Annotated in this window: 13 protein-coding genes and 1 tRNA gene; 11 read left to right on the forward strand and 3 right to left on the reverse strand. The window is 63.2% G+C overall.

Going from position 1 to position 18,012, the window contains the following annotated elements; translation table 11 throughout:
- Window positions 1-26: 26 nt before the first annotated feature.
- From ACFFUC_RS07410 to ACFFUC_RS07420, 3 genes are all read right to left on the reverse strand, one after another.
- Entirely contained in the window at window positions 27-1,775 is a 1,749-nt protein-coding gene (locus ACFFUC_RS07410) for an MFS transporter (RefSeq protein WP_377684954.1), read from the reverse strand.
- 708 nt (window positions 1,776-2,483) lie between these two features.
- Window positions 2,484-2,568 (reverse strand) — tRNA-Leu (locus tag ACFFUC_RS07415).
- A gap of 268 nt (window positions 2,569-2,836) precedes the next feature.
- Window positions 2,837-3,022 (reverse strand): hypothetical protein, encoded by a 186-nt coding sequence (locus tag ACFFUC_RS07420; RefSeq protein ID WP_377684956.1) that lies wholly within the window; start codon window positions 3,020-3,022, stop codon window positions 2,837-2,839.
- 292 nt (window positions 3,023-3,314) lie between these two features.
- Here ACFFUC_RS07420 and ACFFUC_RS07425 point away from each other — a divergent pair, with 292 nt between their 5' ends.
- The 11 genes from ACFFUC_RS07425 (at window position 3,315) to ACFFUC_RS07475 (ending at window position 18,006) form a co-directional block, all read left to right on the forward strand.
- Complete coding sequence (locus ACFFUC_RS07425) at window positions 3,315-4,916, forward strand: GMC oxidoreductase (protein ID WP_377684958.1); 1,602 nt, start codon at window positions 3,315-3,317, stop codon at window positions 4,914-4,916.
- Window positions 4,917-4,946: 30 nt separating this feature from the next.
- The gene (locus ACFFUC_RS07430) at window positions 4,947-5,939 is read left to right on the forward strand and encodes a complex I NDUFA9 subunit family protein (protein WP_377684960.1); all 993 of its coding nucleotides are present in this window, start codon (window positions 4,947-4,949) and stop codon (window positions 5,937-5,939) included.
- Window positions 5,939-6,742, forward strand: a complete 804-nt coding sequence (locus ACFFUC_RS07435) for an undecaprenyl-diphosphate phosphatase (RefSeq protein ID WP_377684962.1) — start codon at window positions 5,939-5,941, stop codon at window positions 6,740-6,742. The genes ACFFUC_RS07430 and ACFFUC_RS07435 overlap by 1 nt, the downstream gene beginning before the upstream one ends.
- Before the next feature lie 151 nt (window positions 6,743-6,893).
- Window positions 6,894-8,378: an NAD(P)-dependent oxidoreductase gene (locus ACFFUC_RS07440; RefSeq protein WP_377684963.1), complete on the forward strand. Its 1,485-nt coding sequence runs from the start codon at window positions 6,894-6,896 to the stop codon at window positions 8,376-8,378.
- Between the two features lie 9 nt (window positions 8,379-8,387).
- Window positions 8,388-9,110: a hypothetical protein gene (locus tag ACFFUC_RS07445; protein ID WP_377684964.1), complete on the forward strand. Its 723-nt coding sequence runs from the start codon at window positions 8,388-8,390 to the stop codon at window positions 9,108-9,110.
- Window positions 9,111-9,141: 31 nt separating this feature from the next.
- On the forward strand, window positions 9,142-13,689 hold the full coding sequence (gene gltB, locus ACFFUC_RS07450) for a glutamate synthase large subunit (protein WP_377684965.1): 4,548 nt from the start codon (window positions 9,142-9,144) through the stop codon (window positions 13,687-13,689).
- Window positions 13,690-13,887: 198 nt separating this feature from the next.
- Window positions 13,888-14,442 (forward strand): DUF1269 domain-containing protein, encoded by a 555-nt coding sequence (locus ACFFUC_RS07455; protein ID WP_377684966.1) that lies wholly within the window; start codon window positions 13,888-13,890, stop codon window positions 14,440-14,442.
- Between the two features lie 83 nt (window positions 14,443-14,525).
- On the forward strand, window positions 14,526-15,251 hold the full coding sequence (gene mtgA, locus ACFFUC_RS07460; RefSeq protein ID WP_377684968.1) for a monofunctional biosynthetic peptidoglycan transglycosylase: 726 nt from the start codon (window positions 14,526-14,528) through the stop codon (window positions 15,249-15,251).
- Window positions 15,252-15,357: 106 nt separating this feature from the next.
- Entirely contained in the window at window positions 15,358-16,047 is a 690-nt protein-coding gene (gene fzlA / locus ACFFUC_RS07465; protein WP_377684970.1) for an FtsZ-binding protein FzlA, read from the forward strand.
- Complete coding sequence (gene queG / locus ACFFUC_RS07470) at window positions 16,028-17,089, forward strand: tRNA epoxyqueuosine(34) reductase QueG (protein WP_377684972.1); 1,062 nt, start codon at window positions 16,028-16,030, stop codon at window positions 17,087-17,089. The genes fzlA and queG overlap by 20 nt, the downstream gene beginning before the upstream one ends.
- Window positions 17,086-18,006: a DMT family transporter gene (locus ACFFUC_RS07475; RefSeq protein WP_377684974.1), complete on the forward strand. Its 921-nt coding sequence runs from the start codon at window positions 17,086-17,088 to the stop codon at window positions 18,004-18,006. The genes queG and ACFFUC_RS07475 overlap by 4 nt, the downstream gene beginning before the upstream one ends.
- The last annotated feature ends 6 nt before the right edge of the window (window positions 18,007-18,012 follow it).

The following is an 18,012-nucleotide window of genomic DNA, read 5'->3' on the forward strand; positions in this document are numbered from 1 at the left end:
TCCTGCGACGAGGCCGAAGCGGGCGATCAGGCGGCATCCTCGTCGAAGAGGCTGCGCTTGTGGCCGTCATTGGGCACGAAGATCAGGCCGATGACGACGGTCGCCGCCGCGATGATCACCGCATACCAAAGACCGGCGTAGATATTGCCCTCCTGCGCCGAGATCGCGAAGGCCGTCGCGGGCAGAAGCCCCCCGAACCAGCCGTTGCCGATGTGATAGGGCAAGGACATCCCCGAATAGCGGATGCGGGTTGGGTAAAGCTCGACCAAAGCCGCCGCCATCGGGCCATAGACCATGCCGACCATGATCAGCAGGAAGAAGAGCAAACCGATGATCTTCAGCTTCTGGCCCGTGAAGATATCGAAGAAGTGCTCCGCCTTGGCGACGGTGGTATTGTCCGCCGCCACGACCGGATAGCCGCCCGCGGTCAGGGCCGCGTTGACCTCGCCCTCGAAAGCGGTGCGGGCCGCGGCCAGTTCCGGCCCCGTCAGGGTGCCGTCATAGGCATCGATCAGCACATCGCCGATCCGCACGGTCGCGGCCGTCCCAGCAGGCGCATCCTCCGAGACATAGTTCACCGAGGTTTTCGCCAGAAGCGCCTTGGTGATGTCGCAAGAAGAGGTGAATTTCGACGCGCCCGTCGGGTTGAACTGGAACGAGCAGGTGGCGGGATCGGCCGTCACGACGACCGCGAGGTTGTCCTGCGCATTGGCCAGAGCCGGATTGGCGGTTTTGGTGATCTCGTGGAAGACCGGAAAGAAGGTCAGCGCGGCCAGCAGACAGCCGCCCAGAATGATCGGCTTGCGCCCGATCCGGTCCGAAAGCCCGCCAAAGAACACGAAACCGAAGGTCCCGAGGATCAGCGCCCAGGCAATCAGCACGTTCGAGGTGAAGCTGTCGACCTTCACGACGTTGTTGATGAAGAAGAGCGCGTAGAACTGGCCCGAATACCAGACCACAGCCTGACCGGCCGTCAGACCGAACAAGGCGATCAGGCCGATCTTGATGTTCTTCCACTGGCCGAAAGCCTCGCGGAGCGGCGCTTTCGAGGTCGCACCCTCTTCCTTCATCTTCTTGAAGGCCGGGCTCTCTTCCATCTGCAGACGGATATAGAGCGAGACCAGCAAAAGCACGATCGAGACGAGGAAAGGCACACGCCAGCCCCATGCACGGAAGGGGTCCAGCATGACCTGCTGGCCGTCGGGCCCGAGCAGTGGCGCGCCATTGGCGAATTGCGGCACCGGATCGTAAGCGCCGTTCACATAGGACTGCACCATCAAGATGATCGCGAGCGAGAGCAGCAGGCCCAAGGTCGCGGTGGTCTGGATCCAGCTGGTGTAATAGCCGCGGCGGTTCTTGGGCGCATGCTCGGCGACATAGGTCGCAGCCCCGCCATATTCTCCGCCAAGAGCCAGACCCTGCAACATGCGCAGAAGGGTCAGGATGACCGGAGCGGCAACGCCCCAGGATTCGTAGCCCGGCAGAAGACCCACGATGAAGGTCGACAGACCCATGATCATGATGGTCATCAGGAAGGTGTATTTGCGTCCGACCAGATCACCCAGCGAGCCGAAGACCAGCGCGCCGAGCGGCCGCACGATAAAGCCCGCGGCAAAGGCCAGAAGCGCAAAGACGTTGCGGGTGGCCTCGGGGAAGGCCGTAAAGAACTGCGCGCCGATGATCGCCGCCAGTGATCCGTAAAGAAAAAAATCGTACCACTCGAATATTGTCCCGAGAGACGAGGCGAGGATGACTTTCTTTTCCTCGCCGGTCATTGGCCGGGCGCGCTCGTTTTCTGGCGCTGCTGTTACCATGGTGTCCCTTGCTCCCTTTCCATGTTTTTGTGGTTTTCCGGCCTTGCGGGGAAAACCGCCCCGCGCCGGAGGATCGCGAAACCGGAGCCGGAGCCCCTTCTTCCGACCCGCTTGGCCAATTCATGGTCGATGCACCGCAAGCGGCGCGTCTCGATGGGTCTAGATTGGCGAAGTCCGATCGCCGCGAAACCGCCAGCCGCCAAAGCCCGCAAGTGGTCGGGCAAAGGCCTGACGGCCGAAAGCGGATCGGGAGAAAAGTGACGGTCCGCATGGCCGTCCCCCGCCCCGAACGACCCGTCCGCCCAACCGCGACAGCGGCCGAACACAGGCTTTTCGGGATGATCGGACGGTTGCGGTCCCAGATTTGTCCCCCCGCTTCTCTTTCGCCGACACGGATCCTCCTCGATCCTTGTGCCGGCGCGCAGCGTTCACAATCAAGTTAAGCGCATTTGATCAATCGCGTAAATTACCAATTCGTCGACCCTCGGATTGACCAAAGGTAACAAAGATCAACTGCGGGATAGGCGGGATTGCCCACAGCGGGGCTTGGTCGGGGAAATGTCTGACAAGCAGGGAAAGGCGGACTGTCCATGCGCAACGCACCAAACGCGACCGGCAGGAGCCGGAATAGAAAAAACCCTGTAATCCCAAGGGATCACAGGGTTTTTTTGGTGCCCAGAAGAGGACTCGAACCTCCACGCCTTGCGGCACACGGACCTGAACCGTGCGCGTCTACCAATTCCGCCACCTGGGCTCAGGTGCTGTGAGCGGTGATTTACGGATGCCGCGGGGGAGTGTCAACACGCCTTGGAAAGAAAAATTAAGAAACTTTGACAAAGCCGTGACGCGCCTCTCGGGAATGCCAGCAATTGCAGGCGATCGCCCCATTTTGCGCGGTGAAATTATTTTTGCGGGCCGCCGGCATCCTCTGGGGCCGATCACGGAGCGCACCTGCAATGGCTACGATAAAACAGAATTTTCCGCAGGCAAAAGGCATGAATATGCGAGTCACCCCCGTATTTTTATTTTCCGCCGCGCCGCGAAAGAAAGAGCGAATAAAGCAAATAGAGCCCCGAAGCGCCAAACAGCGCCGCCCAGCCCGGCGAGTCGTTGGAAAGCTCCACCCCTGCCCAGACCAGCGGGAAGACCACGCAAAGAATGCGCACCCAGAGGCGTTTGAAAAAGGGGTGATCGGGATCGACAAGCATGATGCGCCTCGCTTCGGGATATGGGCCGCGCCGGGCGTAGCCTCGGAATTGGGATCGCCGTCGGACCTCCCCTCCGGCCCAGCGAGCATAAAAGCGGCGGGCGCTTATCGGCAATGCGACATCGGATCCGGCAGCTCGACAGCCCCCAAACCGTTGGTTCAGGCTGAAGAAGCCTATCAAAGAGACAACTTAACCTAACCAAGTCCAGGCCTCTATCATGACACAACTTTAACGATAGTCGTGTAGCTTGCCGATTCTGGCGGGCTTACACAGTAGGTTTACGAGGAAAGAAATGCCGGAGGATATCCGCACGGCCGATTGGGACGTGATTGTCATTGGCACGGGAATCGGGGGCGGCATGGCCGCGCGGCGCCTGAGCGAGCTGGGACTTTCGGTTCTGATGCTCGAAAAGGGCGCGGATCTGGGCGACACCCCGTCCGGCCTGCCGATGAATTCGGCCAACAGCCCCGAAGAACGGCTGAGCGCGGGCGCATGGCCCCAGCCGATCACGGCCGAGCTGGACGGCACTTCCTTTCCCCTCGACGGCATGATCGGCGCGGCGGTCGGCGGCACCTCGCTTTATTATGCCGCTACACTGGAACGGCCCGAGCGCCACGACATCGACCACTCGAACGAGCGCCCCCATCCGACCGGCGGCTGGCCGGTGAGCCACAAGGAACTCGCGCCTTACTTCGCAATGGCCGAGAAATACTTCCACATCAGCGGCGAAACCGACCCGCTCGACCCGGAAGCCGCGCCGCTTCCCTATCCGCCGCGCGCCCTATCGCAGACCGACCAGAACATCATCGACGGCCTGCGCCGCGAGGGGCTGCACCCCTATCAGACCCATATGGCCGCCCGCTTCATTCCGGGCTGCGAGGGCTGCTTCGGCCGCCGCTGCCCGAAGCGCTGCAAGATGGACGGCCGCAGCGCGGGCGTTCTGCCCGCCATCGAAAGCGGCCGCGCGACCGTGCTCGACCGCTGCACCGTCACCGCGATCGAGGCCGGCGACAGCGTCACCGCCATCCGCTGCGAGCGTGACGGCGAGGAATTCACCCTGACCGCGCGGGCCTATGTGCTGGCGGGCGGCGGTCTGGGCACCCCTGCCCTGCTTTTGCGCTCGCGCAGCGAGCACTGGCCCGAGGGCCTGGGCAACCGCTCAGATCTCGTCGGGCGCAACCTGATGTTCCACCTGAGCGAGATCATCGCCCTCTGGCCGGGCAAGGGCAACAAGGGCGACACGGCCGAGAGCCGCTCGATCAGCCTGCGCGACGTCTATTACGCGCAGGGCACGCGATTCGGCCTGATCCAGTCGATGGGGTTGAACGCGGGCTATGGCGAGGTGCTTTACGCCATGCAGGGCCGCTTCGACCGCTCGGCTTTGCGCCGCCTGCGCCCGCTACGGCACGGGTTGCGCATTCCCGCGCGCATGGCCGCCAAGCTTTTGGGACCGGCCAAGCTGTTCGTCGGCGTGCTCGAGGATCTGCCCTATGCCGAGAACCGCCTGCTTCCGGAATCGAGCCTGACCGACAAGCTGCATTTCCGCTACGCGATCTCCGAAGAACTGACGCAGCGCCGCCTCGCTTTCCGCAAGGCCATGCGCGAAAGCTTCCGCGGCAGCCGCACCATGTTCATGGGCAACACCCCGCAGCTGAACTTCGCCCATCCCTGCGGCACCGCGCGTTTCGGCGACGACCCGAGAACCAGCGTGCTCGACCGCGACTGCAAACTCCATGGCGTGGACAATCTTTACGTCGCGGATTCCTCGTTCATGCCGACTTCGAACGGGGTCAATCCCAGCCTGACGATTGCGGCAAATGCGCTGCGCGTCGCCGAACGGCTGGCCGAGGATCTGCGACCACGGCTTGCCGCAGCCGTCGGGCTTGGCTATTGAACAAACAAGCACCTACCGAAGGAGCGGCGCATGTCTGCAGCTAAGCTTGTCACCATTTATGGCGGATCGGGGTTCCTGGGCCGGCAGATCGCGCGCATCCTTGCCGCGCAAGGCTGGCGCGTCCGTGTCGCCGTCCGCCGCCCGAACGAGGCTCTGGCCGTCCGGACCTACGGCGTCCCCGGTCAAATCGATCCGGTCCTGTGCAACGTCCGCGACGATCTTTCCGTCCGCGCCAGCATGACCGATGCCGATGCCGTCGTGAATTGCGTGGGCATTCTGGTGCGCGAAGGCAAAAACACCTTCGACGCGATCCATGTCGAGGCCGCGGGCCGCGTCGCACGCATCGCGGCAGAGCTCGGCACCAGGCAGTTCGTCCATATCTCGGCGCTCGGCGCCGATCCCGAGGCGAAAAGCGATTACCTCTCGTCAAAAGGCCAAGGCGAGCAAGCCGTGCTCGAACATCGCCCCGATGCGGTCATCCTGCGCCCCTCGATCCTCTTCGGCTCGGACGACAGCTTCTACAACCGCATCGGCGCAATGACCCGTTTCGGGCCGATCCTCTTCGTGCCGGGTGCCAAGACCGAGGTGCAGCCGGTCTATGTCATGGATGTCGCCCAAGCCGCCGCAATGGCTGCCGACGGCAAGGCCGAGCCGGGCATCTACGAGCTCGCCGGCCCCGATGTCCTGACCATGCGCGAAGTCGCGCATCAGGTTCTCGCGGTCACCGGCCGCCGCCGCGCCGTCGTCGGCCTGCCCCACTTCCTGTCCTCGCTGGCGGGAGGCGCGCTCGATTTCGGCCAGACCCTGACCGGCGGGCTGATCACCAACCGCATCCTGACCAAGGACCAAGCCCGCAGCCTTCGCCTGCACAACCGTGCCGGCGAAGGGTCGAACGGGCTCGAGTATTTCGGCATCCAGCCGACCAATGCTCTGGCGGTCATCCCCGAATATCTTTGGCGCTTCCGCACCGAAGGCCAATACAACGCGATCACCGATACCGCCAAAAACCTGCGCCGGAGCTGATGGATCACAACACGATTGTCGCAGCCGTTTTGGGGCTGCTCGAGGGGCTGACAGAGTTCATCCCCGTTTCGTCGACCGGCCATATCCTGTTGGCCGGTCATTTCCTCGGCTTCGTTTCGCCCGGACGCGCCTTCGAGGTTATGATCCAGCTCGGCGCGATCCTCGCGATCCTCGGCGTCTATGCCGGAAAGCTGTGGCAGCTGTTCTCTTCTGCCCCGCACGACCCCAAATCGCGCCATTTCATCGCCGCCGTCGTCATCGCCTTTTTTCCGGCCGCCTTTGTCGGCGTTCTGGCCCATAGCACGATCAAGGACGTCCTGTTCGAGACCCCCAAGCTGATCGCCTCGATGCTGATCATCGGCGGCTTCGTCCTTCTGGCTGCAGACCGGCTGGCCAAGAACCCAAAATATGAACGCGCCGAGGATTTCCCCATCCCCATGGCGCTGGCCATCGGCCTTGTCCAATGCCTTGCCCTCATCCCCGGTGTCTCGCGTTCGGGCGCGACGATCGTCGGGGCGCTGGCGCTTGGCGCGAACAAACGCTCCGCGGCCGAATTCAGCTTCTTTCTGTCGATGCCGACCATGGTCGGGGCCTTCACCTATGACCTCATGAAGAACCGCGACATTCTGGACAGCGCGGCGATGTCGAACATCGTCGTCGGCTTCATTTGCGCCTTCATTGCGGCGCTGATCGTGGTGAAATGGGTGCTCGGCTATATCTCGGCGCATGGCTACGCCTTCTTCGCATGGTGGAGAATCATCGTCGGAAGCCTTGCCCTACTGGCTCTATCGATAGGTTGGTAAGTAAAGCTGACCTAATTCTTGACCTCAAACAGCCATTTTCAACCTTCGCGTGCAAGAAAACGCAAAATAGGTAAGCTTAGCTGACTTTTTATCACGCGCGGCGCGTTTTATTCCTTTCGACAGTTCCCACTGCCGGAAGGATTGCGCAGCTATGGCCACGCAGAAGATGCTTAAATTCGTCACCATCGGCCGCCAGATGCCGGAAAAGCGTGACGCCGCCGACCGGTCACAGGATTTCCACGAGATCTATCGCGAATTCGCCTCGGCCAAAGCGCTCGAACAGGCGAGCCGGTGCAGCCAATGTGGCGTTCCCTATTGCCAGTCGCATTGCCCGCTGCACAACAACATCCCCGACTGGCTGCGTCTGACTGCCGAAGGCCGCACCGAAGAGGCGTATCTGCGCTCGCAGGAGACCAACACCTTCCCCGAGATCTGCGGCCGCATCTGCCCGCAGGACCGCCTGTGCGAAGGCAATTGCGTCATCGAGCAATCGGGCCACGGCACCGTCACCATCGGCGCGATCGAGAAATACATCACCGATACCGCTTGGGAGGAAGGCTGGGTCCGCCCCATCGCCCCGAGCGAAGAACGCGCCGAATCGATCGGCATCATCGGTGCGGGTCCGGGCGGCCTTGCCGCTGCGGACCGGCTGCGCCGCATGGGCTTTCAGGTCACCGTCTACGACCGCCACGACCGCTCGGGCGGGCTGATGATCTACGGCATCCCCGGCTTCAAGTTGGAAAAGGACGTGGTCGAGCGCCGAAACAAGCTGCTGGCCGACGGCGGCGTCGAATTCGTGCTCAACACCAATATCGGCGAGGACATCAGCTTCGACGCGATCCGCGGCCGTCATGACGCGGTGCTGATCGCGACCGGCGTCTACAAGACGCGCGACCTAGACCTTGATAATGCCGATGCGCATGGCGTGGTGCGGGCGCTGGATTACCTGACCGCCTCGAACCGTGTCGAGCTGGGCGATGATGTCCCCGATTTCGAGGATGGCGAGCTGAACGCCAACGGCAAGCGCGTCATCGTGATCGGCGGCGGCGATACCGCGATGGATTGCGTGCGCACCGCGATCCGGCAGGGCGCACAATCGGTGAAATGTCTCTATCGCCGCGACCGCGCCAATATGCCGGGCTCGCAGCGCGAGGTGCAGAATGCCGAGGAAGAGGGCGTCGAATTCGTCTGGCTGTCCGCGCCCGGCGCTTTCAGCGGCCATGTCACCGGCGATGCCGCGACCGAACAGGAACGCGATGTCGACAGCATCACCGAGATCGCCTCGGTCCGCGTGCAGAAAATGCGTCTCGGCGCGGCGGATGTTACAGGCCGCCAGTCGCCCGAGCTGATCCATGGCGCCGATTACGACGAGCCGGCCGAGCTGGTGATCAAGGCGCTCGGCTTCGAGCCCGAAGACCTGCCCCGCCTTTGGGGGGTCGAGGGGCTCGAGGTCACGCGCTGGGGCACGATCAAGGCCGATTTCCAGACCCACCGCACCAGCCTCACCGGCGTTTATGCCGTCGGCGACATCGTGCGCGGCGCAAGCCTTGTGGTCTGGGCGATCCGCGACGGCCGCGAGGCTGCCGACAGCATCGCCGAATATCTGAGCAATGCCGCCCGGGTCGCGGCGGAGTAGGGAGAAAGCATGATGAAAAAGCACCTGCTCTGGGTCGCCGCCACCCTGCTTTCGCCCGCGATGCCCGCCTTTGCCGCGAATTTCACCCCGCCCGAGGGCTGTACGCTCGAGGTCACGATCCAGAACCGCTCCTGCACGGTCTCGCAGCATTACCGCTGCAGCGCCGATCCGCAGGGCGACCAGCGTGTGACCTATTTCGACCGCGAGGGCCCGACCTTCGAATCGCGCATCGACAAGGAAACCCGCTGGCTCGAAAGCCGCGATCTGCGCTCGGGGATCGTCGACCGGCTTGGTTCGCAAGAAAGCGACCCCGCCTCTTTCTCGACCTTGATCGGGACGGGCCGCGACGATTTCGACTTCTGGACGGAGTCGAGCACCGGCGAGAAACTGCGCCATATCGGCTATGACCGGCTGACCGGCGTGACGAAGAACATCGGCGGCGTCGCGCTAGAAGAGACCCAGTTCGACCTCAAGACCTTCAACGAGAGCGGCGACGAGCTGATCCACCGTCAGGGCAACCAGTATATCAGCCGCGCACAGGGCCGTTTCTACGGAGGGGTCGAAGCCTCGTCGGACTGGACCGGCAATGCGACCAAGACCAACGACAGTCCGGTCCGTTTCTCCTTCCCCGGCCAGCCCGGTTTCTCGGAAACCACGCCCGCCTATGACTGCGATCTGCAGATGGTGCGCGGCTATTCCATCCCGGTCGTGCGCATCAACGCGCCGTCCTGATCTTTCCCACCTCAGCATCGAGGGAATAAAAATGAACGATTTCGAACAGAACTGGGAAGCCCGCGAAGAAGCCCGCCGCGCATGGATGGCAGAGAATTCCCTCTACCGCGCCGATGACGAGCATTCATCCTGCGGCGTGGGCCTTGTGGTCTCGATCAAGGGCGAGGCGAGCCGCAAGGTCGTGGAAAACGGCATCGCCGCGCTGAAGGCGATCTGGCACCGCGGTGCGGTCGATGCCGACGGCAAGACCGGCGACGGCGCGGGTATCCATGTCCAGATCCCCGTCCCCTTCTTCTACGATCAGGTCCGCCGCACCGGCCACCAGCCCGATCCCGACAAGCTGATCGCCGTCGGCCAGATCTTCCTGCCGCGCACCGATTTTTCGGCGCAGGAACGCTGCCGCACGATCGTCGAGACCGAGGTCCTGCGCATGGGCCATTACATCTACGGCTGGCGCCATGTGCCGGTGAACACCTCCGTTCTGGGCGAAAAGGCCAATGCCACCCGCCCCGAGATCGAGCAGATCCTGATCCGCAACGAAAAGGGTATGGATCAGGAGGCCTTCGAGCGCGACCTCTACATCATCCGCCGCCGCATCGAGCGCGCGGCCGTCGCGGCCCAGATCGCGGGGCTTTACCTGTGCTCGCTGTCGTGCCGCTCGGTGATCTACAAGGGCATGATGCTGGCCGAGCAGGTCGCGGAATTCTATCCCGACCTCAAGGACGAGCGTTTCGAATCGGCCTTTGCGATCTATCACCAGCGCTATTCGACCAACACCTTCCCGCAATGGTGGCTGGCCCAGCCCTTCCGCATGCTGGCCCATAACGGCGAGATCAATACGCTGAAAGGCAACCTCAACTGGCTGAAATCGCACGAAATCCGCATGGCCTCGAATGCGTTCGGCACCATGGCCGACGAGATCAAGCCGATCGTTCCGGCGGGTTCGTCGGATTCGGCGGCGCTGGATGCGGTCTTCGAGGTTCTGGTGCGTTCGGGCCGTTCGGCGCCGATGACCAAGACGATGCTGGTGCCCGAAGCATGGTCGAAAGCCACGACCGACATGCCCAAGGCCTGGGCCGATATGTATGCCTATTGCAACTCGGTGATGGAGCCGTGGGACGGTCCGGCCGCTCTTGCCATGACCGACGGCCGCTGGGTCTGCGGCGGGCTCGACCGTAACGGGCTGCGTCCGATGCGCTATGTCGTCACGCGCGACGGCCTGCTGATCGCGGGTTCGGAAATCGGCATGGTGCCGGTCGACGAGGCCGTTCTGACCGAGAAAGGCGCGCTCGGGCCGGGCCAGATGATCGCCGTCGATATGGTGAACGGCAAGCTCTACCACGACCGCGAGATCAAGGACCGTCTTGCCGGCAGCCAGCCCTTTGGCGATTGGGTCGAGAAAGTCGTCCAGCCCTCCGAGCTGATGGCCAAACTGCCCGAAACCGCCGAATTCGAAGGCGACGCCCTGCGCCGCCGCCAGCTGGCCGCGGGCTATAATATCGAGACGATCGAACAGGTGCTCGCGCCGATGGCCGAGGACGGCAAAGAGCCCTTGGCCTCGATGGGCGACGACACGCCGCCTGCAGTTCTGTCGCGCCAGTATCGTCCGCTGTCGCATTACTTCCGCCAGAACTTCAGCCAAGTGACCAACCCGCCGATCGACAGCCTGCGCGAAAGCCGCGTCATGAGCCTGCGCACGCGGTTCGGCAACCTCAAGAACGTGCTCGACGAAAGCTCGGCCCAGACCGAAATCACCATGCTCGAAAGCCCGTTCCTCGCGAATGGCGAATTTGCCGAGCTGACGCGGATGTTCAGCGATCAGGCGACGCAGATCGACTGCACCTTCAGCGCGACGGGCGGGCCGGATGCGCTTGGCGAGGCGCTGACGCGCATCCGCAACGAATCCGAGGATGCGGTGCGTTCGGGTGCGGGCCACATCATCCTCACCGATCAGGGCATCTCGGAGAACCGTGTCGGTGTGCCGATGATCCTCGCGACTTCGGCAGTCCATAGCTGGCTGACGCGCAAGGGCCTGCGCACCTTCTGCTCGCTCAATGTGCGCGCCTCGGATTGCGTCGACCCCCATGATGTCGCGGTTCTGGTGGGCTGCGGCGCGACCACGGTGAACCCCTATCTCGCGCAGGACACTTTGGCCGACCGCATCGAGCGCGGCCTTCTGGCCGGAAACCTCATCGAGATCATGGAGGGCTACCGCGAGGCCATCGACCAAGGTCTGCTCAAGATCATGGCGAAAATGGGAATCTCGGTCCTGTCCTCCTATCGCGGCGGGCTGAACTTCGAGGCGGTCGGCCTTTCGCGGGCAATGGTTGCCGAATATTTCCCCGGCATGCATTCGCGCATCTCGGGAATCGGGCTGCACGGGCTGCAGGCCAAGCTGATCGAGGCCCATAACCGCGCCTTCAAAGGCGAGGCGGTCGAGCTTCTGCCGGTCGGCGGCTTCTACAAATCGCGCCGCTCGGGCGAGAAACACGCTTGGGAAGCCAATACGATGAAGCTGCTGCAGGTCGCCTGCGAAAAGGCGTCCTATGACGTCTGGAAGCAGTTCTCGGCAACTCTTCGGGCCAACCCGCCGATCCATATCCGCGACCTGCTGGACATCAAACCCTTGGGCAAACCTGTCCCGATCGACGAGGTCGAATCGATCACCTCGATCCGCAAACGCTTCGTGACGCCGGGCATGTCCTTGGGGGCTTTGTCGCCCGAGGCGCATATGACGCTGAATATCGCGATGAACCGCATCGGCGCGAAATCCGACAGCGGCGAGGGCGGCGAAGATCCGGCGCATTCGGTGCCTTTGCCGAATGGCGACAACCCCTGCGCCAAGATCAAACAGGTGGCCTCGGGTCGTTTCGGCGTGACGGCGGAATATCTGAACGCCTGCGAAGAGCTGGAAATCAAGGTCGCCCAAGGTGCCAAACCGGGCGAAGGCGGCCAGCTTCCTGGCATGAAAGTGACCGATCTGATCGCGCGTCTGCGCCATTCGACCAAGGGCGTGACGCTGATCTCTCCGCCGCCGCACCACGATATCTACTCGATCGAGGATCTGGCACAGCTGATCTATGACCTCAAACAGATCAACCCGCGCGCCAAGATTACCGTGAAACTGGTGGCGTCCTCGGGCGTCGGCACGATTGCGGCAGGCGTGGCCAAGGCCAAGGCCGACATCATCCTGATCTCGGGCCACAACGGCGGCACGGGGGCGAGCCCCGCGACCTCGATCAAATTCGCGGGGCTGCCGTGGGAGATGGGCCTGACCGAGGCGCATCAGGTTCTGGCGATGAACAAGCTGCGCGAGCGCGTGACTTTGCGCACCGATGGCGGTTTGCGCACGGGCCGCGACATCGTCATGGCCGCGATGATGGGGGCCGAGGAATACGGCATCGGCACCGCCGCCCTGATCGCGATGGGCTGCATCATGGTGCGCCAGTGCCAGTCGAACACCTGCCCCGTCGGCGTGTGTACGCAGGACGAAAAGCTGCGCGCGATGTTCACCGGCTCGGCCGATAAAGTCGTCAACCTGATCACCTTCTATGCGACAGAAGTCCGCGAGATTCTGGCCAGCATCGGGGCGCGCAGCCTTGATGAGGTCATCGGTCGTGCCGATCTGTTGACGCAGGTCAGCCGTGGCGACAAGGGTTTGGACGATCTCGACCTGAACCCGCTGCTGATCACGGTCGATGGCGCCGACAAGATCGTTTATGACCGCTCGAAGCCGCGCAATGCCGTGCCCGATACGCTGGACGCGGAGATCGTGCGCGACGCCGAACGCTTCTTCAGCGAAGGCGAAAAGATGCAGCTGAGCTATGCCGTGCGCAACACCCAGCGCACGGTCGGCACGCGGACATCCTCGATGATCGTGCAGAAATTCGGGATGCGCAACGCTCTGCAACCCGACCATCTGACGATCCGCCTGACGGGTTCGGCCGGCCAGTCGCTGGGGGCTTTCGCGGCGCCCGGCCTCAAGATCGAAGTCTCGGGCGATGCCAACGATTACGTCGGCAAGGGCCTTTCGGGCGGCACGATCGTGGTGCGTCCGCAGATGTCGAGCCCGCTGGTTGCGGCCGAAAACACCATCATCGGCAATACCGTGCTTTACGGTGCGACCAAGGGCCATCTCTTCGCGGCAGGCCGCGCGGGCGAGCGCTTCGCGGTCCGCAACTCGGGCGCCAATGTCGTGATCGAGGGCTGCGGCACCAATGGTTGCGAATATATGACCGGCGGTGTGGCTGTGATCCTTGGCCGGATCGGCGCGAACTTCGGCGCGGGCATGACCGGCGGCATGGCCTATCTCTACGATCCCGAAGGGGTGGCACCGCAGTATATCAATGCGGAATCGCTGGTGCTGTGCCCCGTGACCCAGCCCCATTGGGAGGCGGAGGTGAAGGGCCTGATCGAGCGTCATCTCGCGGAAACCGGTTCGCGCCGCGCGGCCGACATCCTGCAGAACTGGGAGGAGGAGCTGGGCAATTTCCTCCAGATCTGCCCGCGCGAGATGCTGCCGCATCTGAAGTTCCCGATCGCCGATATCGAGGATCTTCAGGCAGTCCCCGCCGAATAAACGGGCGGAACATCAAGGCGGAGGGCGGCTTTTGGCCGCCCTTTGTCGTTCATGGGCAACATTTTGCCAAATAGATCCAGATCAAGGACAGGTGCCGCGTTTTGCTGTCAAATTGCCGCAGCCTTTACGCGGCTGTCACGGGAACAGGCCTGATTGACGAAGCGTTAATGCCGCGAAACCTGATCCAAAGGAAAAGCCATGTCAGATCTGATCGTCGTCGCCTTCGACAATGAAGCCACCGGATTCGAGCTGCGCGCCGAACTCGTGAAGATGCAGAAGGAATATCTGCTCGAGCTGGAAGATGTCGTCGTGGCGACGCGCAGCTCGGAAAACGACATCAAGCTGCATCAGGCCATGAACATGACCGCAGCCGGTGCTGTCGGCGGCGGCTTCTGGGGCACCCTGGTCGGTGTCCTCTTCCTCAACCCGCTTCTTGGCGCAGCCGTCGGCGCGGCCTCGGGCGCGATTGCGGGCCGATTCACCGATGTCGGCATCAATGACGACTTCATGAAAGATGTCGGCAAAGCCATCGTTCCGGGCGGCTCGGCAGTCTTCATCCTCGTGCGCAAAATGACCGCGGACAAGGTGCTTGCCCGCCTCGAAGCCTTCCACAAAAGCGGCCGCGTGCTGCAAAGCTCGCTCTCGGATGCCGACGAGGCGCGCCTGCGCGAAGCCTTTGACGGCGGCAAGCTGGCCGATCTCGTCCAGCCGTCCGAAGGCGAGGCCCCCGCGAGCCCCGCAGCACAAAGCTGATCGCGACGGAGCTGCCGGCCCCAAGCGCCGGCAGCTGCACTCAAGGCTTGACGGGCGCGGCATGGACATGACACGAGCCATCTATGCCGCGTCAAAGCCGATCACCCGTTGAGCCCGCCAGCCGCCACCAGCGCAAACCGCTGGGACGGCTGTTTTCATGGGCAATGTCCTGGGCCCGCTGGCTGGGACTTCGGCTGCTTGCCGCGATGGTCCTGCTCGTTCTGCTCTTCAGCCTCTTCAATCCGCCGACGACCTGGACGATCCTCACCGAAAGCCGCACCTATCCCGGCACGGATCACGAGTGGACCCGCCTGTCCGAGATCTCGCCCGCGATGGTGCGCTCGGTCGTCGCGGCCGAGGACGCGAATTTCTGCTCCCATTGGGGCTTCGACATGCAGGAGATCCGCAAAGTCGTGGCCTCCGGCTCCTCTCGCGGGGCCTCGACCATCAGCCAGCAGACCGCCAAGAACGTCTTTCTCTGGCAGGGCCGCAGCTGGCCGCGCAAAGTGCTCGAGACCCTTTACACTCCGATGATCGAAGCGCTTTGGAGCAAGCGCCGCATTGTCGAGGTCTATCTCAATGTCGCCGAGTTCGGGCCGGGCATCTTCGGCGTCCATGCGGCGGCGCAGCACTATTACAAAACCACGCCCGACAAGCTCACCGCGCGCCAGTCGGCCGCCTTGGCCGCGATCCTGCCCGCGCCGAAATCGCGCACCCCCCAGACCAATTCGCGCCGTGCCCGCGCCATTCAGGACGGCGCCGCAACCATTGCCCGCGACGGTCGCGACAGCTGCCTTTCGCTCGGCTGATCTCTTTCATGCCCAAATATCCCCGCCGGAGGCTCCGGCCGGTTGAAACATGCGCCCCCGCGGCGTATCACGCAGTGATCTCCCTCCAGACCCGAGCCTTTCGCGTATGAACACGCCCTCCCCCTCCTCGACCGTCCGCCTTTACCACATCGCGCTTTCGCCCTTCTGCCGGAAGGTGCGGCTGGTGCTTGCCGAAAAGCGCATCGAGGTCGAGCTGGTCGAGGACCGCTATTGGGAACCCGGCACCGAGCTCTTGCGCCGCAACCCTGCCGGAAAGCTGCCGGTTCTGCGCATGGACGGGCGGCTGATGGCCGAAAGCCAGGCGATTTGCGAATATCTCGACGAAACCATCCCGAATCCGTCGCTGATGCCCGCCTCGGCGATCGAGCGCTACGAGGTCCGCAGGCTTTGCGCCTGGTTCGACGACAAATTCAACACCGAAGCCACCCAGCCCGTGATGAACGAGCGGGTCTGGAAGAAGGTGATGAAGACCGGCTATCCGGATTCGCGCACCGTCAAAAGCGGCCTCAAGGCGATCAAGGACCATATGGATTACCTGACCAGCCTGCTCGAGACGCGGCGCTGGCTGGCGGGCAATACGATGTCGCTGGCCGATTTCACCGCAGCGGCACATTTTTCCTGCCTCGATTACATCTCGGATGTGGATTGGGACCGCTCGGGCCTGTTGCAGGAATGGTATGCGACGATCAAATCGCGTCCGGCCTTCCGCAGCCTGCTTGCCGACCACCTGCCGGGCGTGCCGCCGGCACCGCATTATGCCGAACTCGACTTCTGATCCCGACACCCCCAAGGCCGACGCGCTCAAGGCCCTTCTGCGCCAGACCGCGCTGGCCGAGGGCTTTTCCGACATGGGGATCTGCCGCCCCGACGGCCGTCCCGAACTACCCGAACGTCTCGCCCATTTCCTGAGCGAGAACCGCCACGGCCAGATGGAATGGATGGCCGAGCGCAGCCACTGGCGCGCCGATCCTGCCGCTTTGTGGCCCGAGGCCCGTTCCGTCATCATGTTGGCCGAACTTTACACCCCCGATCATGATCCGCTGGCCGTGACGCAATTGCCCGACAAAGGCGCGATCAGCGTTTATGCGCAGGGCAAGGATTACCACGACCTCGTCAAGAAACGGTTAAAGCGCGTCGGGCGCTGGCTGATCGATCAGGTCGAGGGCGCGCAAATCAAGGTCTTCGTCGATACCGCGCCGGTGATGGAGAAACCCCTCGCCGAAGCGGCGGGTCTGGGCTGGCAGGGCAAGCATACCAATCTGCTCTCGCGCCGTCTGGGAAGCTGGTTCTTTCTCGGCGCGATCTTCACCACGATCGACCTGCCCAAAGACGCGCCCGAATCCAGCCATTGCGGCAATTGCCGCGCCTGTCTCGATGCCTGCCCGACCAAGGCCTTTCCCGCGCCCTACCAGCTCGATGCGCGGCGCTGCATTTCCTATCTCACGATCGAGCACAAAGGTCCGGTCGATCCAGAGCTGCGCCCGATGCTCGGCAACCGCATCTATGGCTGCGACGACTGCCTGGCCGCCTGCCCGTGGAACAAATTCGCCCAAGAGGCCAGCGAGCTGCGTTATCACGGTCCCCATCGCGCGCCCGATCTTGCCGATCTCGTCCAGCTGGACGACCCGACCTTCCGCGAGCGCTTTTCCGGTAGTCCGATCAAACGGATAGGTCGTGACAGGCTGGTGCGGAACGTGCTCTATGCTATCGGGAACTCGGGGCGCGAGGACATGCGCAACTTGGCGCAGCCCCTGACCTCGGACCCTGATCCTTCGGTTTCTGATGCGGCCCGTTGGGCCCTGAGCAGGTTGAGATGAACCCAAGCACCGGCATCGTGTTGAAGCTCCTCAGCGTCGTCGTCTTCACCGTGATGGCGGCCTTGATCAAGCTGACCTCGGATGCGGCACCACCCGGCGAGCAGGTCTTTTTCCGCTCGTTTTTCGCGATCCCCGTAATCCTGATCTGGCTTGTCTGGCGCAGGGAGCTGGGGACCGGCCTGCGCACCAAGCGTCCGATCAACCATTTCTACCGCGGCTTCATCGGCACGACCGCAATGGGGCTGAACTTCGCCGCGCTGGGGCTTTTGCCCTTCCCCGAGGTCACCGCCCTCGGCTATGCCGCGCCGCTTCTGACCGTGATCTTCGCGGCCATGTTTCTGGGCGAGGATGTCCGTGCCTTCCGCCTGATCGCGGTGCTGACCGGACTTGTCGGCGTCGTCATCGTGCTTTTGCCGCGCTTCGACACCACCTCCGAGGGGCTGAGCACGGCGCAGACGCTTGGTGCGGTACTCGCGCTCAGCGGGGCGGCCTGCTCGGCCCTGGCGCAAATCTTCATCCGCAAGCTGGTGATGGAGGAGCGCACCTCGGTCATCGTCTTCTGGTTCTCTGTCACCTCGTCGCTGCTGGCGCTGACCACCCTGCCCTTCGGCTGGACCATGCCGCAGGGCTGGACGCTGGTTTTGATGATCTCCACCGGCATTCTGGGCGGGATCGGACAGATCCTTCTGACCTCCTCCTACCGCTTTGCGCCGGCATCGGTGGTCGCACCCTTCGAATATGCCTCGGTCATTCTGGCGCTCGGGATCGGCTATGTCAGCTTTGGCGAGCATCCGACCGTGACCATGCTGATCGGGTCGGCCATCGTGATCGGCGCGGGCATCGCGATCATCCTGCGCGAACGCCAGTTGGGGATCGAACGCACGCGCCAACGCAAAGCGATGACCCCGCAGGGCTAGAACCTG

It is taken from the genome of Paracoccus cavernae, assembly GCF_042430175.1.
Lineage (GTDB): Bacteria > Pseudomonadota > Alphaproteobacteria > Rhodobacterales > Rhodobacteraceae > Paracoccus > Paracoccus cavernae.

Coding starts and splice junctions, on each gene's coding strand:
- ACFFUC_RS07410 (WP_377684954.1), bottom strand. CDS start 1,775: ATGACCGGCGAGGAAAAGAAAGTCATCCTCGCCTCGTCTCTCGGGACA.
- ACFFUC_RS07420 (WP_377684956.1), bottom strand. CDS start 3,022: ATGCTTGTCGATCCCGATCACCCCTTTTTCAAACGCCTCTGGGTGCGC.
- ACFFUC_RS07425 (WP_377684958.1), top strand. CDS start 3,315: ATGCCGGAGGATATCCGCACGGCCGATTGGGACGTGATTGTCATTGGC.
- ACFFUC_RS07430 (WP_377684960.1), top strand. CDS start 4,947: ATGTCTGCAGCTAAGCTTGTCACCATTTATGGCGGATCGGGGTTCCTG.
- ACFFUC_RS07435 (WP_377684962.1), top strand. CDS start 5,939: ATGGATCACAACACGATTGTCGCAGCCGTTTTGGGGCTGCTCGAGGGG.
- ACFFUC_RS07440 (WP_377684963.1), top strand. CDS start 6,894: ATGGCCACGCAGAAGATGCTTAAATTCGTCACCATCGGCCGCCAGATG.
- ACFFUC_RS07445 (WP_377684964.1), top strand. CDS start 8,388: ATGATGAAAAAGCACCTGCTCTGGGTCGCCGCCACCCTGCTTTCGCCC.
- gltB (WP_377684965.1), top strand. CDS start 9,142: ATGAACGATTTCGAACAGAACTGGGAAGCCCGCGAAGAAGCCCGCCGC.
- ACFFUC_RS07455 (WP_377684966.1), top strand. CDS start 13,888: ATGTCAGATCTGATCGTCGTCGCCTTCGACAATGAAGCCACCGGATTC.
- mtgA (WP_377684968.1), top strand. CDS start 14,526: ATGCCGCGTCAAAGCCGATCACCCGTTGAGCCCGCCAGCCGCCACCAG.
- fzlA (WP_377684970.1), top strand. CDS start 15,358: ATGAACACGCCCTCCCCCTCCTCGACCGTCCGCCTTTACCACATCGCG.
- queG (WP_377684972.1), top strand. CDS start 16,028: ATGCCGAACTCGACTTCTGATCCCGACACCCCCAAGGCCGACGCGCTC.
- ACFFUC_RS07475 (WP_377684974.1), top strand. CDS start 17,086: ATGAACCCAAGCACCGGCATCGTGTTGAAGCTCCTCAGCGTCGTCGTC.